The sequence below is a fragment of the Mesorhizobium sp. SARCC-RB16n genome, from assembly GCF_008520305.1.
Lineage (GTDB): Bacteria > Pseudomonadota > Alphaproteobacteria > Rhizobiales > Rhizobiaceae > Mesorhizobium.
Genome location: NZ_ML703268.1, coordinates 258,047 through 272,445 on the forward strand (window position 1 = coordinate 258,047; position 14,399 = coordinate 272,445).

General features: G+C 63.8%; 16 protein-coding genes and 1 pseudogene. 1 reads left to right on the top strand and 16 read right to left on the bottom strand.

Features of this window, described 5'->3' with window-relative positions:
- Nucleotides 1–109 precede the first annotated feature (109 nt).
- The 6 genes from C7I87_RS16310 to C7I87_RS16335 form a co-directional block, all read right to left on the bottom strand.
- Entirely contained in the window at nt 110–2,251 is a 2,142-nt protein-coding gene (locus C7I87_RS16310; RefSeq protein WP_149905151.1) for a sodium-translocating pyrophosphatase, read from the bottom strand.
- A 191-nt stretch (nt 2,252–2,442) separates the two neighbouring features.
- Nucleotides 2,443–3,411: a glycosyltransferase family protein gene (locus tag C7I87_RS16315; RefSeq protein ID WP_149905152.1), complete on the bottom strand. Its 969-nt coding sequence runs from the start codon at nt 3,409–3,411 to the stop codon at nt 2,443–2,445.
- Between the two features lie 155 nt (nt 3,412–3,566).
- The gene (locus tag C7I87_RS16320; protein WP_149905153.1) at nt 3,567–4,316 is read right to left on the bottom strand and encodes an ABC transporter permease; all 750 of its coding nucleotides are present in this window, start codon (nt 4,314–4,316) and stop codon (nt 3,567–3,569) included.
- Nucleotides 4,313–5,251, bottom strand: coding sequence for an ABC transporter ATP-binding protein (locus C7I87_RS16325; RefSeq protein WP_149905154.1), 939 nt, complete (start codon nt 5,249–5,251; stop codon nt 4,313–4,315). The genes C7I87_RS16320 and C7I87_RS16325 overlap by 4 nt, the downstream gene beginning before the upstream one ends.
- Nucleotides 5,248–6,411 carry an ABC transporter permease gene (locus C7I87_RS16330; protein WP_149905155.1) on the bottom strand — a complete coding sequence of 388 codons (1,164 nt, stop codon included), beginning with the start codon at nt 6,409–6,411 and terminating at the stop codon, nt 5,248–5,250. The genes C7I87_RS16325 and C7I87_RS16330 overlap by 4 nt, the downstream gene beginning before the upstream one ends.
- A 31-nt stretch (nt 6,412–6,442) precedes the next feature.
- On the bottom strand, nt 6,443–7,354 hold the full coding sequence (locus C7I87_RS16335) for a glycine betaine ABC transporter substrate-binding protein OsmF (protein WP_149905156.1): 912 nt from the start codon (nt 7,352–7,354) through the stop codon (nt 6,443–6,445).
- Between the two features lie 219 nt (nt 7,355–7,573).
- Here C7I87_RS16335 and C7I87_RS16340 point away from each other — a divergent pair, with 219 nt between their 5' ends.
- The gene (locus C7I87_RS16340; RefSeq protein WP_149905157.1) at nt 7,574–8,146 is read left to right on the top strand and encodes an NADPH-dependent FMN reductase; all 573 of its coding nucleotides are present in this window, start codon (nt 7,574–7,576) and stop codon (nt 8,144–8,146) included.
- A 14-nt stretch (nt 8,147–8,160) separates the two neighbouring features.
- On the opposite strand, the pseudogene C7I87_RS16345 reads toward C7I87_RS16340, so the two are convergent.
- From C7I87_RS16345 to C7I87_RS16390, 10 genes and pseudogenes are all read right to left on the bottom strand, one after another.
- Nucleotides 8,161–9,359: pseudogene (locus tag C7I87_RS16345) on the bottom strand (MFS transporter).
- Nucleotides 9,356–9,856 carry a transcription antitermination factor NusB gene (gene nusB / locus C7I87_RS16350; RefSeq protein WP_015318243.1) on the bottom strand — a complete coding sequence of 167 codons (501 nt, stop codon included), beginning with the start codon at nt 9,854–9,856 and terminating at the stop codon, nt 9,356–9,358. Before nusB ends, C7I87_RS16345 begins: the two are co-directional and overlap by 4 nt.
- Nucleotides 9,853–10,347, bottom strand: a complete 495-nt coding sequence (gene ribH, locus C7I87_RS16355) for a 6,7-dimethyl-8-ribityllumazine synthase (RefSeq protein WP_149905158.1) — start codon at nt 10,345–10,347, stop codon at nt 9,853–9,855. Before ribH ends, nusB begins: the two co-directional genes overlap by 4 nt.
- An 80-nt stretch (nt 10,348–10,427) precedes the next feature.
- Nucleotides 10,428–10,703 (bottom strand): type II toxin-antitoxin system RelE/ParE family toxin, encoded by a 276-nt coding sequence (locus C7I87_RS16360; RefSeq protein ID WP_149905159.1) that lies wholly within the window; start codon nt 10,701–10,703, stop codon nt 10,428–10,430.
- Nucleotides 10,703–10,963, bottom strand: a complete 261-nt coding sequence (locus C7I87_RS16365) for a CopG family ribbon-helix-helix protein (protein WP_140755390.1) — start codon at nt 10,961–10,963, stop codon at nt 10,703–10,705. Before C7I87_RS16365 ends, C7I87_RS16360 begins: the two co-directional genes overlap by 1 nt.
- Before the next feature lie 69 nt (nt 10,964–11,032).
- On the bottom strand, nt 11,033–11,650 hold the full coding sequence (locus C7I87_RS16370) for a riboflavin synthase (protein ID WP_149905160.1): 618 nt from the start codon (nt 11,648–11,650) through the stop codon (nt 11,033–11,035).
- Between the two features lie 6 nt (nt 11,651–11,656).
- The gene (ribD, locus tag C7I87_RS16375; protein WP_149905161.1) at nt 11,657–12,793 is read right to left on the bottom strand and encodes a bifunctional diaminohydroxyphosphoribosylaminopyrimidine deaminase/5-amino-6-(5-phosphoribosylamino)uracil reductase RibD; all 1,137 of its coding nucleotides are present in this window, start codon (nt 12,791–12,793) and stop codon (nt 11,657–11,659) included.
- A 2-nt stretch (nt 12,794–12,795) separates the two neighbouring features.
- Entirely contained in the window at nt 12,796–13,275 is a 480-nt protein-coding gene (nrdR, locus tag C7I87_RS16380) for a transcriptional regulator NrdR (protein ID WP_015318247.1), read from the bottom strand.
- Between the two features lie 97 nt (nt 13,276–13,372).
- Nucleotides 13,373–13,702: a GlpM family protein gene (locus C7I87_RS16385; protein ID WP_149905162.1), complete on the bottom strand. Its 330-nt coding sequence runs from the start codon at nt 13,700–13,702 to the stop codon at nt 13,373–13,375.
- A 24-nt stretch (nt 13,703–13,726) separates the two neighbouring features.
- A complete protein-coding gene (locus C7I87_RS16390) occupies nt 13,727–14,305 on the bottom strand; it encodes a hypothetical protein (RefSeq protein ID WP_149905163.1) in 579 nt (192 codons plus the stop codon).
- Nucleotides 14,306–14,399 lie beyond the last annotated feature (94 nt).

Here is a 14,399-nt window from a genome sequence, read left to right on the forward strand (position 1 = left end):
GGCTGCCCCGGGCGCGGCGCCCGGGCTCCAGGACCAAGCGACCAGTCACCTGAAAAGACAAACCCGCGGGAATCGCTTCCCGCGGGTTTGTCTTTTTCACTGCTCTCGCTCAGCCGTGCGCGAGCACAGCCAGCAGCAGCAAGGCCACGATGTTGGTGATCTTGATCGCCGGGTTGACCGCCGGGCCGGCGGTGTCCTTGTAGGGATCGCCGACCGTGTCGCCGGTCACCGAAGCCTTGTGCGCCTCGGAACCCTTCAGGTGCTTGACGCCATCCTTGTCGGTGAAGCCGTCCTCGAACGACTTCTTGGCGTTGTCCCAGGCGCCACCGCCCGAAGTCATCGAGATGGCGACGAACAGGCCATTGACGATGACCCCGAGGAGCGAGGCGCCAAGGGCGGCGAAGGCGGACGCCTTCGAGCCCGAGATCAACAGTACGCCGAAATAGACGACGAGCGGCGCCAGCACCGGCAGCAGCGAGGGGATGATCATTTCCCGGATCGCCGCCCTGGTCAGAAGATCGACCGCACGCGCATAGTTTGGCTTCGAGGTGCCGGCCATGATGCCCGGATCCTCGCGGAACTGCTTGCGCACTTCCTCGACAATGGCGCCCGCAGCGCGGCCGACGGCCGTCATGGCGATGCCGCCGAACAGATACGGAATCAGGCCACCGAAGATCAGGCCGGCGACGACGTAAGGGTTGGAGAGATCGAAGGAGATCTCGCCCATGCCCTGAAAGTAGGGATACTTGTCGCCATTGGCGGCAAAGAACTTCAGGTCGTTGGAGTAGGCCGCGAACAGCACCAGTGCACCGAGGCCGGCCGAACCGATGGCATAGCCCTTGGTCACCGCCTTGGTGGTGTTGCCTACCGCGTCGAGCGCGTCGGTGGAGTGACGCACTTCCTTGGGCAGCCCGGCCATTTCGGCAATGCCGCCGGCATTGTCGGTGACCGGGCCGAAGGCGTCGAGCGCGACGATCATGCCGGCAAGGCCGAGCATGGTGGTGACGGCGATCGCCGTTCCGTAGAGGCCGGCGAGCTGGTAGGTCGAGATGATGCCGCCGACGATGACGATCGCCGGCAGCGCCGTCGATTCCAGCGAGACCGCGAGGCCCTGGATGACGTTGGTGCCATGGCCGGTCACCGATGCCTGGGCGATCGAGTTGACCGGGCGCTTGTTGGTGCCGGTGTAGTATTCGGTGATCACCACGATAAGGCCGGTCACGACGAGACCGATGAGGCCGCAGATGAACAGGTTCTTGCCGGTTATGACGATGCCGGCGACCGTGCCGACCTCGCCCCAGCCGAGCGTGGCCGAAGTGGCGACGCCGAGGCCAACGACCGACAGCAGGCCGGTCACGATCAGGCCCTTGTAAAGCGCGCCCATGATCGAGCCGTTGGAGCCGAGCTTGACGAAGAAGGTGCCGACGATCGAGGTCAGGATGCAGGCGCCGCAGATGGCGAGCGGATAGAGCATCGCGGCACCAAGGATGGCGGTGCCGCCAAAGAAGATGGCGCCCAGCACCATGGTGGCGACAACCGTCACGGCATAGGTCTCGAACAGGTCGGCGGCCATGCCGGCGCAGTCGCCGACATTGTCGCCGACATTGTCGGCGATGGTGGCCGGATTGCGCGGATCATCCTCCGGAATACCGGCTTCGACTTTGCCGACCAGATCGCCGCCGACGTCGGCCCCCTTGGTGAAAATGCCGCCGCCGAGACGGGCGAAGATCGAGATCAGCGAAGCGCCGAAGCCGAGCGAGACCAGCGAGTCGATGACGATGCGATCGTTCGGCTGGAGACCGAGGAAATGGGTGAGAATGAGGTAATAAATCGACACGCCAAGCAGGGCCAGGCCAGCAACCAGCATGCCGGTGATGGCGCCCGACTTGAACGCGATATCGAGGCCGGCGGCAAGGCTGTTGGAAGCCGCCTGCGCGGTACGCACATTGGCCCGCACCGAAACATGCATGCCTATGAAGCCGGCGGCACCCGACAGAACAGCACCGATCAGGAAGCCGATGGCGGCGGTGATCGACAGCAGCCACCAGGCGAGCAGGAGCACGACCACGCCGACGATGGCGATGGTGGTGTACTGGCGTGCCAGGTAGGCCTGCGCGCCTTCGCGAATGGCGGCGGAGATTTCCTGCATGCGTGCGTTGCCCTGATCGGCCGCAAGGACCGAACGTGTCGCCCATATGGCGTAAAGGACAGAAAGCAAGCCGCAGGCGATGACGGCGGAAATTATGGTCATTGCCGGGTTTTCCTCGATTGTTGGCCCAAAAGAACCCCTCCCTGGGCCGTTGAGACAAAGACGGAATCCCGTGCATGGAATCCCCCTCTTCGCATCGGTGTATGCGAAACAGGGCTGCGAACGTCAAGATATTGTTCGGTTTTTGCCCGGCTTTCGCCGCATTGCTTTCGTGCAAACCGATTAAATTCGGATCACAGCCCGTGCCCGACATAGAACGGCTTGCCGCCGCCCTGAAAGCGCTGGCGCTCGGTACCCAGCCACAATGCCACCTCATCGTCCGTCGGTGCGGCCAAATCAGGCGGAGTGCCCCTGAACACCACCGTCTTGTCGAACTTCGACGCCTTGAACAGCTTGGGAGTGGAATGTTCGCCGTGCATGCCGATGTAGCGGGCGTGACAGGCGAAGGTGGTAACACGCACCGCGCCACGTTCGGCGCACGCTATCCAGCGGGCGGCATCTTGACTGGTGATCTCATTCTTCCAGCCGCGTCCGGAATAGAAAGCCTTGATCGCTTCGTGGTCGCGCCTGGAATAGTCGCAATCGCCGACCAGTTTGAGATATTGCTTGCGAAAAGGACGCTCGGCCAGCCAGGCGGATCGGGTGAGCGCGGCGCCCCAGTTCTCGTGCATCGGGATGAGGTCGTGTGCTCGGCGCCGCTGGCTGCGCCGGCCGGCCCAGAGATCACCATAGGCCGCGACATAGGCGATGCGCTGGTCTTGCTCGGCGAGATCGAGGAGTTGCCCGACGACGCCGAGATAGTTGGGCGAAAGCACCAGATCATCCTCGAGAAACAGCGCCTTCTCAGCCCGCGAATCCTCGAACAGGTAACGCTCGGCGCGCTCATAATTCAGCGCGATGCCGAGGTTTTCCGGCGCCTCGACTACCTCTCCCCACGGGATAATCCGGCGAAAGGCAGCAACGCACTGCGCAATCAGTTCGGCACTGCCCTTCTGGCGACCGCTCCAGCGGTTCCAGCCGCCATCCTGAAACAGAACCACCCTGTCCGGCTCGGCGATCTGCGGGCGAAGGCTGTAGAGCATCTGGCGCAGATAGCCCGGCCTGTCGAACGACAGGACCGCAATCGGGAAGCCGACTGGCCGCGCCGGCCTTGCTTGACCGGAGCGCCAAAGCCTGCGACCGAGGCCTGCTAGCCAATCCATCTTCCTGCCTCACCTGGTGCCGTTGAGCCTGCGCCTTGCACTCACCTTGGTTGAACAAGCGTTGCAATTTTCAAGACAATGGCAAGGGCCTTTGAGAAGTCGGCGCCCTTGGCGGCAATTCTCGATCACTTTGTCCTGCCAACGCGCGCTGACAGCTATTCCACCTCACGTCCCATCCGGCGCGCCGTGTAGCGCTCGACCGCGGATAGTCCGTCATAGATCAGCACGGCAAGTGCCGCCACGATAAGGCCTCCCTGCAGGATGAAGGCCAGATTGTTCGACAGCAAGCCGGCGATGATCACCTCGCCGAGCGTCCTGGCGGCCACCGTAGAGCCGATGGTGGCGGTGGCCAAGCTGATCACCACCGACAGCCTGATGCCGCCAAGGATGATCGGCGCGCTAAGCGGCAGTTCGACCTTGGTGAGCCTTTGCCAGCCGGTCATGCCGGCGCCACGCGCCGCCTCGACGACATTGGCCGGCAGTGTCGTCAACCCGGTGAGCGCGTTCTCGAAGATCGGCAGCAGGCCGTAGAGAAACAGCGCGATCAGTGTCGGCTTCTCGCCGAAGCCGACCGCCGGCACGGCGAGCGCCAGAACCGCCACTGGCGGCAAGGTCTGGCCGATATTGACCAGGCTGCGCGACAGCGGCAGAAATTCGGCGCCGGCAGGCCGGGTGACGAGGATAGCGAGCGCCACAGCGACGATGGTGGCCGCGACGGTCGCGATCAACACGGTACGCAGATGCAGCAGCGTCAGCGTCAGCAGGCTGCCTTGGTTGTAGATCGCGGGAGCGTTATTTTCGGTCAGCGGCCTCAGCAACGGCTCAAACCAACCTGGACTGGTGATGAAGGCAACAAGCAACACCACCAGCGCAAGCCTGAGCAGCAGAGGCAGCCAGGCTTTCATGCCGGCCTCGCCGCCCGCTTGACCAGGCCATCCACGGTGACGCGGCCGAGCGGCTTGCCGTCGGCGCCCTTCACCGGCAGCGCCGGCTTGCCGGACCAGAGAAGTTCCGCAAGCGCGTCACGCTGGCTGGCGTCGCCAGGGATCGCCTCGCCTTCGGCGACGCCCTGCTCGACCGCATCGCGCACCCGCCCCAGCGACAGCAGCCTGAATGGCCTTTCGCTGGCGCCTACCAACGTCTCGACAAAGGTGTTGGCCGGCTTCGCCAGAATCTCGGCCGGCCTTGCATATTGCACGAGCTTGCCGGCATCCATCACCGCGATCCTGTCGCCCATATGCACGGCCTCCTCCATGTCATGGGTGACCAGGATGATGGTGGTGCCGAAGCGCTTCTGGATCGCCAGCAAATCCTCCTGCGCCTTGGTGCGGATGATGGGGTCGAGCGCGCCGAACGGCTCATCCATCAAAAGCACGTTGGGCTCGGCGGCAAGCGCGCGGGCAACGCCGACGCGCTGCTGCTGGCCGCCGGACAGTTCGTGCGGGTAGCGCGGCCCGAATCCCTGGGGGTCGAGCTGGTAGAGCGTCATCAGTTCATCGACGCGAGCCTTGATGCGCGCCTTGTCCCAGCCAAGCAGCACCGGCACGGTGGCGATATTCTGCGCCACGGTGCGATGCGGAAACAGGCCGTGGCCCTGGATTGCATAGCCGATGCTGCGGCGCAGTTGGTAACCGGGCACCGATCGATTGTCGGCGCCGTCGAGCTTGATGATGCCTGATGTCGGCTCGACCAGCCGGTTGATCATGCGCAGCAGCGTCGTCTTGCCGGAACCCGAAGTGCCGACAATGACGCAAACCGTGCGCGGCTCGATGACCATCGAGACATTGTCGACGACCGTCGTCGCGTCATAGCGCTTGGTGATGCCTTCGATCTCGATCATGCCGTTTCTACCCTGCGCTTGGTGGCGGTCATTTCGATCACCGCGTCGAGGATGATGGCCGCGGCGAAAGCGAGCGCGACGGTCGGCACGGCGCCGAGCAGAACCAGGTCCATCGCCGTCTGGCCGACGCCCTGGAACACGAACACGCCAAAACCGCCGCCACCGATCAGCGCGGCGATGGTGGCAAGGCCGATATTCTGCACCAGGACAATGCGGATGCCTGTCAGGATCACCGGAAAGGCCAGCGGAAACTCGACACCGAACAGGCGCTGGCGGTCCGTCATGCCCATGCCCCGCGCCGCGTCGTTGGCGGCACGCGGCACGCCGGCTAGCCCGACCACGGTGTTGGCCACCACCGGCAGCAGCGAATAGAGGAACAGCGCGACGAAAGCGGGCGCCGTACCGATGCCCCTGATGCCGAGCGCGGCGGCTCCAGGCACATGGGTTGCGACCCAGCCGAGCGGCGCGATCAGCAGGCCGAACAGCGCGATCGAAGGAATGGTCTGGATGATGTTCAAGACGTTGAGGACGCCGGCCCGCAGGCTCTCGACGCGGTGGCACAGGATGCCGAGCGGCAGGCCGACGATCACGGCGGCAAGCAACGAGCCGAGAGCCAGGGTCACATGTTTGGAGCCTTCCGCCCAAAAGCTGTCGGCGCGGTTGGAATATTCCTTGAGGATCGAGAGGCTGTCCCAGCGTCCCGAAATCAGCAGCAAGCCGATGGCTAGCGCCGCAACCACAAGCACCCCGACGCGCGCCCAGGGCGACAGGTTGAGCCTGGTCAGCACGTCGGCGAGCAAAAGCGTGAAGGCGAAGATCAGAATCCAGAAGCCGGAGGCCGGCGAGACCCGGGCAAAGGTATTGCCTGCCGGAGTGAGGAATGTACCGGCGACGCCGATGAGCAGCGCGAGCGCGACAAGCGCCACGACGCTGACTGCAAGGCGCAAGATTAGCGGTGTCCTGAACAGGGCGACAAGGGCGGCCAGGACGAGGATCGCCAAAAGCAGCGGACCGGTCGTTACCGGCAGAGCTTCGAGGATCGGGCGTGCCTGGCCGGGAACGATGCGGTTGGCGCGGAAGGTGGCGAATGGTGCGAGAAACGCGGCGTAAGCAGCGAGTGCGGCGATGACCACGCCGAGCTTGTCGAAGCGGATGGTCATGCCTCGCACCGGTGTCACGAGTTCAGGCTGACTATTTCAAAAACCCGTTCTTCTTCAAAAAATCCTCGGCGACGCCCTTGACCGGCTCGCCGCCGACCTGCACGCGGCCGTTCAGCTCCTGCAGCGTGACGAGATCGAGCTTGGCGAAGACCGGCTTCAGCAGCGTCTCGATCTCCGGGTGCTCCTTCAGCACGGATTCGCGGATGATCGGCGCCGGCTGGTAGACCGGCTGCACGCCCTTGTCGTCAGTCAACACGACGAGACCTGACGGCGCGATGCCGCCATCGGTGCCGTAGACCATGGCCGCGTTGGCGCCGCTGGTCTGGTTGGCGGCCGCGGCGATGGTTGCTGCCGTGTCGCCACCCGAAAGGGTGATCAACTGGTCCGGCTTCAATGTGAAGCCATAGGTGGTCTGGAAGGCCGGCAGGGCTGCAGCCGAATTGACGAACTCGGCGGAGGCCGCCAGCACAATCTTGCCGCCGCCGGCGATATATTTGCCGAAGTCGGACAGCGTGGCGAGCTTGTTGGTTTCGGCGACTTCCTTGCGCAGCGCGATTGCCCAGGTGTTGTTGGCCGGTGCCGGCGACAGCCAGACGATCCTGTTGGCGTCGTAGTCGAGCTTCTTGGCCGTCTCATAGGCCTTGGCGGCATCCTTCCACACGGGATCATTGGCCTTCTCGAAGAAGAAGGCGGCGTTGCCGGTGTATTCGGGATAGATGTCGATCTCGCCGGCGGTGATCGCCTTGCGCACCACCGGCGTGCCGCCGAGCTGGATGCGGTCCGTGGTCTTGATGTTGTTGGCGTTGAGAACAAGCTGGATAATATTGCCGAGCACGCCACCCTCGGTGTCGATCTTCGAGGAGACGACAACCTGGGCGCTCGCGGAAGCCGCCGTGATGGCCAGCGCCAATGCCGCGCTGGCCAGAACCTTGACTGAAAACATTGTAGAAACCCCTTGCTGTGAACCGGAATGCGGCGGCCGCATATGAGCATGGCTTCAACGGCCAGTCGGGGCACACGGTTTCATAAAAAGGGGGATCAGCGCAATATTTTTGTTCCCGACGCGCCGATTTCGGCGTGGCGGCAACAGCGGGCTGGCGATCGGCCGCCTTCCGGTGGATAATGCCGTGAGGGTGCGGGCGGTAAACACGGAGAGCGTGTCATGGCCATACACAAGGTCGGTTATCTCATCGGCAGCCTTGCCAAGGGATCCATCAACCGCAAGCTCGCGAAGGCGCTTGTTCAACTTGCCCCTCCCGAACTCGAAATGACGGAAATCGTCTTCAAGGATCTGCCGCTCTACAGTTACGACTATGACGCCAATTTCCCACCGGCGGCCCAGGCTTTCAAAAAGGCGATCGCCTCCGTCCAGGCCGTGCTGTTCGTCACCCCGGAGTATAACCGCTCGATCCCCGGCGGACTGAAGAACGCAATCGACTGGGCCAGTCGCCCCTACGGCAAGAATTCATTCGCGCGCAAACCGTCCGCCGTCATCGGAACATCGCCGGGCGCTATCGCGACCGCTATCGCCCAACAAAGCCTGCGCAGCGTTCTGAGTTTCTGCAACTCACCGCAGATGAATGCCCCCGAAGCCTATATCCAGTTCACGCCGGGGCTGATCACGGACGACGGCGAGGTGACGGTTGAATCCACGGAGGACTTCCTGCGCAACTATATGGCTGAGTTCCACATGTTCATAGCGCGTGTGCTTCAGGTTCTGCCGCCGGACGCATAACTTTCAAATTGGCGTCAAGCCGGCCGCAAGCTTGTGATCTTCAGCGCGCCGAGTGCCACGAAGCAAAGTGCGGCGACCGGAAAGATCATCCAGTTGAGCATCGTCCAGCCCCAGGCGTTGTAGACCATGCCCGACAGCAGCGACGCGCAGGCGACGGAGCCGAACAGGACGAAGTCGTGGAAGCCCTGCACCTTGCCCTTTTCGGAAGGGTGGTAGCTGGCCGCCACCATGGCTGTGGCGCCGATGAAGCTGAAATTCCAGCCGAGGCCGAGCAAGATCAGCGCCGCCCAGAATTGCCACAGCGCCAAGCCAGACAAGGCAACGACGGCACAGCCGGTCAGCAACAGCAGGCCGGTGGCGACAACGCGCTCGGCGCCGAAGCGATGGATCAGCGAGCCGGTGAAGAAGCTTGGCCCGAACATCGCCATGACATGCCAGGAGATGCCCAGCGTCGCATCGTCCTCGGACAGGCCGCAGCCAACCATGGCGAGCGGCGCGCCGGTCATGACGAAACTCATCAGCGCGTAACTGCCGACGGCGCAGAAGAGCGCCGCGACGAAACGTGGCTTTGTGACGATTTCGGCAAGAGGTCTGGCATCGCCGTCGGCGACGTCCACCTTGCTCGCGGCCCTCGCCGGCAAGCGCAGGAACGACAGGATGATGGCGCCGACCGCCGCCAGCGGCAGGATCGAGGCGAAAGAACCGGCAAACATGACAGGCGCGAACAATTCGCGGGTGAAGATGAGAGAATGGCGGTGATGATGCCACCGGCGAGCACGAAGGAGATGGCGCGCGCCTTGAACGCCGGCGGCGCGTTGTCGGCAGCGGCAAAACGGAACTGCTGGACGAAGGCGCCGCCGACGCCGATGACGAGCAATGCGAACGCGAACAGCCAGAAGCTGCCGTGGAACAATGCCAGGGTGGCGACCAGCCCGCCGAGCGCGGTCACGACGGTTCCGGTCATGAAGCCGCCGCGCTGCCCCAGCCATCGGATGATGGCGGCCGCGGGCAAGGCGCCGAGCGCCACGCCGAGATTGAAGCCGGTGATGGGCGCCGTCGCCAGGGATTTGTCGGCGCCAAGCAGATATTGCCCGGCCAGCGCGCCCATGGAGATGGCGATCGGAGCCGCCGAGCCGATGATCGCCTGCGAGGCGGCGAGGATCAGTGCGGTGCGCCGCGCCTCCTTGCCTGCCTCGACGGCGATGGCCGTCATGAAGCGTCCTTGCCGCGGCCCTCGCCACGCACGCGACGTGACACTCGGTCGAGCACGGCATTGACCAGCTTCGGCTCGTCTTCCTCGTAGAAGGCCTTGGCAATATCGACATACTCGGTCACGATGACGGCGACAGGCACGTCCTCGCGCTTCATCAGTTCATAGACGCCCGCGCGCAGAATGGCGCGCAGCGTGGAATCAAGGCGCGACAGCGGCCAGTCGTCGGTCAGCGCCTGGCGGATGATCGGATCAATGGTCTTCTGGTTCTCGACGACGCCCGTCAGGATGGCGCGAAACCATTGCGCGTCCGCCTCGCGATAGAGCGCACCGTCGACTTCCTTGCCGAGGCGGAACGCCTCGTACTCGGCGGTGATCTCGAACACGCCGCTGCCGGCAACATCCATCTGGTAGAGCGCCTGCACGGCGGCCAGACGGGCAGCACCGCGCTTGTTGGCATGGCGCACCGCGGGCTGTCCTGGCGAAGCGGGTTCGCTCACGATCGCGCTCCCAATTGTTCCTTCAGCGCGATCATGGTCAGCGCCGCACGCGCGGCAAAGCCGCCCTTGTCGCCTTCCGAGCGCTTGGCCCGCGTCCACGCCTGCGCATCGTTCTCGGTGGTCAGGATGCCGTTGCCGATGCAGACCGAGTCCTGCACGGACAGGTCCATGAGCGCACGGCTGGATTCATTGGCGACGATGTCGAAATGATAGGTATCGCCACGGATAATGGTGCCGAGCGCGACAAAACCGTCATAATCCGTCCCGCCTTCGGCCATCCCATCGAGCGCGAAGGTGATCACTGCGGGAATTTCGAGCGAACCTGGAACCGTGACGACGTCGTAAGTCGCGCCCGCTTCATCGAGCGCGCTTGTGGCGCCGTCGAGCAGCGCGTCGGCAAGGTCGTCGTGAAAGCGTGCCTCGATGATGAGCAAATGCGCTTTCGCCTTCGGGCGAATGAAGGCTTTGCCGTGTTGGGATATGCCAGCCATAGAAGTCTCCGGGGGTTGCCGGTGACTTAGGCCGAAGCCGGATTGATCGCAAGCGGAAGATTGCCCGTGGGCTAGTCGTCCTATCGATCCTCTCGCGTGTGCCACAGGCGCAGCAACAGAATCGTGGTGTTCGCTATCTCATAGCGAATCTCGTAGTTGCCGACCAAAATGCGGCGGACTTCGCGCGGCTCGAACTCTTCCAGCTTCTCCCCGATACGCGGATACTCGATTAGCCGTGCTGGGGCGGCAACCAGCGACTGCACCGCACGGGCTGCCGCCTGATTGTTTACTGGTGCAAGAAAGTCGTGAAGCCTGACCAGATCGGACAAAGCCTTACTGGTCCACTTCGGCTCCATCAACGTGGTACCGGCAGTGGCTTTTCAGTACCCAGACTCTCGGCCCAGGCCTGAACGGCCTGGTGGTCTATAACCCGACCAGCGTCGACATCGGCCAGCGCTTCAAGCGTGAGCCGTCGACGTTCCTCCTCCAAATCAACCCAAGCGGAAAGGGCTTGTTTGACGATCCACCCGCGCGGACGCTCAAGTCGAGCAGCCAGTTGGTCCACTTTCTCCGCAAGCGGGAGCGGGACATGAGCGGTGATAACTTTTGTGTCCATTCGAGCCTCGCAATCAAGTTTAATCATAGCGATTAAAGTAGATTGCGTCGAGTGAGATTGAGGCTGTACCTACAGCCCCTCTTTCGCGGCCTCCGCCAGGCGCGCCGCGTAGCGGGCCATGGTGTCGATCTCGAGATTGACACGGTCGCCGCCCTTGCGCTCGCCCCAGGTCGTGACGGTCAGCGAATGATGGATCAACAGCACGTCGAAGCGGGTGCCTTCGACACTGTTGACGGTCAGCGAAGTACCGTCGAGCGCAACAGAGCCCTTTGGCGCGATGAATTTCGCCAGATGGCGCGGCGCTTCCAGCGTGAAGCGCACTGCGTCGCCCTCATCCCTGCGCTCGACGATCTCGGCGGTGCCGTCGACATGGCCCGAAACGATGTGGCCACCGAGTTCGTCGCCGACCTTCAGCGCCCGCTCCAGATTGATCCTGGTGCCCGTTTTCCAACCCGAGGCCGTCGTCAGCCTGAGCGCCTCCTCCCAGGCCTCGACCTCGAACCAGCGCGCGTTCGCGCCGGCGTCGGGCAACGCCGTGACCGTCAGGCAGACGCCGCCGCAGGAGATCGAGGCGCCAATGGCGACGGTCTGCGGATCGTAGGCGGTGTCTATGCGCAGCCCCACCCCTTCCCGCAGCGGCTTGATGGCGGCCACGGTGCCGATATCGGTGACAATCCCGGTAAACATCGATCGCTATCCCTGAAAATCCCTGATCCATTCGGCGTAACCGTCTTCGCCGAACCGCATCTCGCGCAGCTTGCGAAAACCTGCCGGGATATGGCCGGCGTCGACAGGCGATGCAATGCCGTCACCGCCGATTGCTTCCGGTCCCTGGAACAGCACGATGCGGTCGACCAGCCCGTCGGCCAGGAAGGCGCTCGCCACCTTGGCGCCGCCCTCGACCAGCACGCTTGCCATGCCGAGCGCCGCCAGATCCTCGAGCAGCTCCGGCAATGCCACGCCGCCCTCGTGCGTCTCCGTACCGATGAAGCGCACGCCGGCGCGCTCGAGCGTCGCCCGGCGCTGCGGATCGGCCTCCAGGCAAGCCGCGACGTAAAGCGGTACGCGATCGACGCCCGACACCAGCTTCGAGCCCTCCGGCAGCCTGATCTGGCGGTCGAGCACGATGCGCGCGGGTGAACGGTTCTCCAGTCCGGGCAAACGCACCGTCAACGCCGGATCATCTTCCAGCGCCGTGCCGATGCCAACCAGAATGGCGTCTGCCTCGGCACGCATCAGGTAGACTTCGCGGCGCGCCATGTCGCCTGTTATCGCGACCTGACCGGCGCCTGCCCTGCCGATCTTGCCGTCGCTGGAAAGCGCAAGCTTCAGAACAACTTCCGGGCGTTTTTTCAGAGAGCGAATCAAATAGCCCGCCATCTGTTCGGCAGCTTCGGCGGCCAGCACCTTTTCCACCACTTCGACACCGGCTTCGCGCAGGATGGCATAGCCCTTGCCCGAGACCCGCGGATCGGGATCGCTAGCCGCACCCACGACACGCGCAATGCCGGCATTGACCAGCGCGTTGGCGCAAGGCGGCGTGCGGCCGTGATGGGCACAAGGCTCGAGCGTGACGTAGGCGGTGGCGCCGCGCGCGAGTTCGCCGGCCTCCGCCAGCGCCTCGGTTTCGGCATGCGGCCGGCCGCCAATCGCGGTGACGCCGGTGCCGACGATCATCGGACCTGAACCGTCGTCACGCACGATGATCGTGCCAACGGATGGATTGGTCGAGGTGCGACCGGCATTCTTGCGCGACAGCCGCAAGGCCGCGGCCATGAAACGGCGGTCAAGGGCCGCCTGCTCGGCCTCGCTGCGGTGCGGTGCTGCCATGCTCAGCCGGCGTCCTCTTCGCTCTTTTCCTCGTCCCCCTTCAGCTCGCCGAGCAGCTCGTGGAAATCCTTGGCCTCACGGAAATTGCGATAGACCGAGGCGAAGCGCACGTAGGCGACATCGTCAAGCGACTTCAGTGCGTCCATGACCAGCCGGCCGACCTCGCCGGAAGCCACTTCCGTTTCGCCGGAGCTTTCCAGTTGGCGCACGATGCCGGTCACCGCGCGGTCGATACGTTCGGGGTCGACATTGCGCTTGCGCACCGCGATCTCGACCGAGCGCAACAGCTTGTCGCGGTCGAACGGCACTTTCCGGCCTGATTTCTTGACCACGACGAGGTCGCGCAACTGCACGCGCTCGAACGTGGTGAAACGGCCGCCGCAATCTGGGCAGACACGCCGCCGGCGGATCGCCGCGCCGTCCTCGGCGGGGCGCGAATCCTTCACCTGCGTATCTTCGGACTGGCAATAGGGACAGCGCATGGAGAGCCTTGGGTTCGCGAATCTTGTGGGGTGAAAGGCTTAGAGCCTTTCCGGTGCGGATTGAAGCAGTTCCATTTCGTCGACGGCCTGCCGCGCCTCAGAGATAGCGAGGCGCGAGGAAGATTGCCAGCGCGGCAAGCAGCCAGACGGCAATGCCGCCGGCAACAGCCAGACGATAGTCGACCTTGCCGATGAACAGCCAACAGGCGCCGAGGAAGGCGAGATAGGCCGGAATCGTCTTCATTCCGGCAAGGCAGGCATCGCGGAATCCGCCTGGATCACCCTTGGCGCCGACGGCGAGCAACGCGATGACGGCAAAGGTCGGCGCCAGCGGCAGGATGCCGGGCAAGACATTGCCCCGCTTGGACGCCCAGACGATCAGCGCGGTCACCAGCCCGCCGACCACGCCTTTCCAGAGAATGTCCATAGGTCCCCTGCTCCAGCCAAGCCGTTAGGGCGCAACGTCCTTGGTTGGGAAGCCGCAAGATGTGCCGAGGTTGCGATAGGCCTTCGTGAAACCGTCCATCGGAATGCTGGCGACGGTCTGCTTACCGAACGTGACGTCGAGCGACGTGACTTTTCGCATGGCCCGCAGCAAGGCGAGACTTGTCTTGGCCTCGTTGTCGATCGTCCAGCTGGGACGACCATTGACGGCATCGTTGGAGTAAACCGTCGCGGAAACCTTGACGCCGGGATCACCGAAAATGGCCGTGATCTTCTTGTCGGTCGGCAAGGTCCGGTTGTCGATGGTGATCATGACGGCCGGATAAGCATCAGGCGGCAGCGCGTCGCCGGTCGAGATCGACAATGTCAGCGTGCCCGAATTGCCGCCCGCATCGAAGAACGCCGTGGAGGCCGCGCAGGTCTTGTGCGCATCCTGGCCGGTGTCGAGCGTATCGACCATGGTCGTCCATCGGCCAAAAGTGCTGGTGGCGGGCATGTCCGGGCCGGGCTGCGTCTGCGCCAAAACAGGTCCGCAAGCGGCCAGCCAGCCGAAGGCACCGAGTGCGGCAAGACAAAAATTGCGCATCATCAATCTCCAGTTCCATGCGTCACCCGATCAGGGGTGACGCACTGGCGGTGGATAAAAGATGACACTTCGCGCCGGGTCAACCGGGATAAGG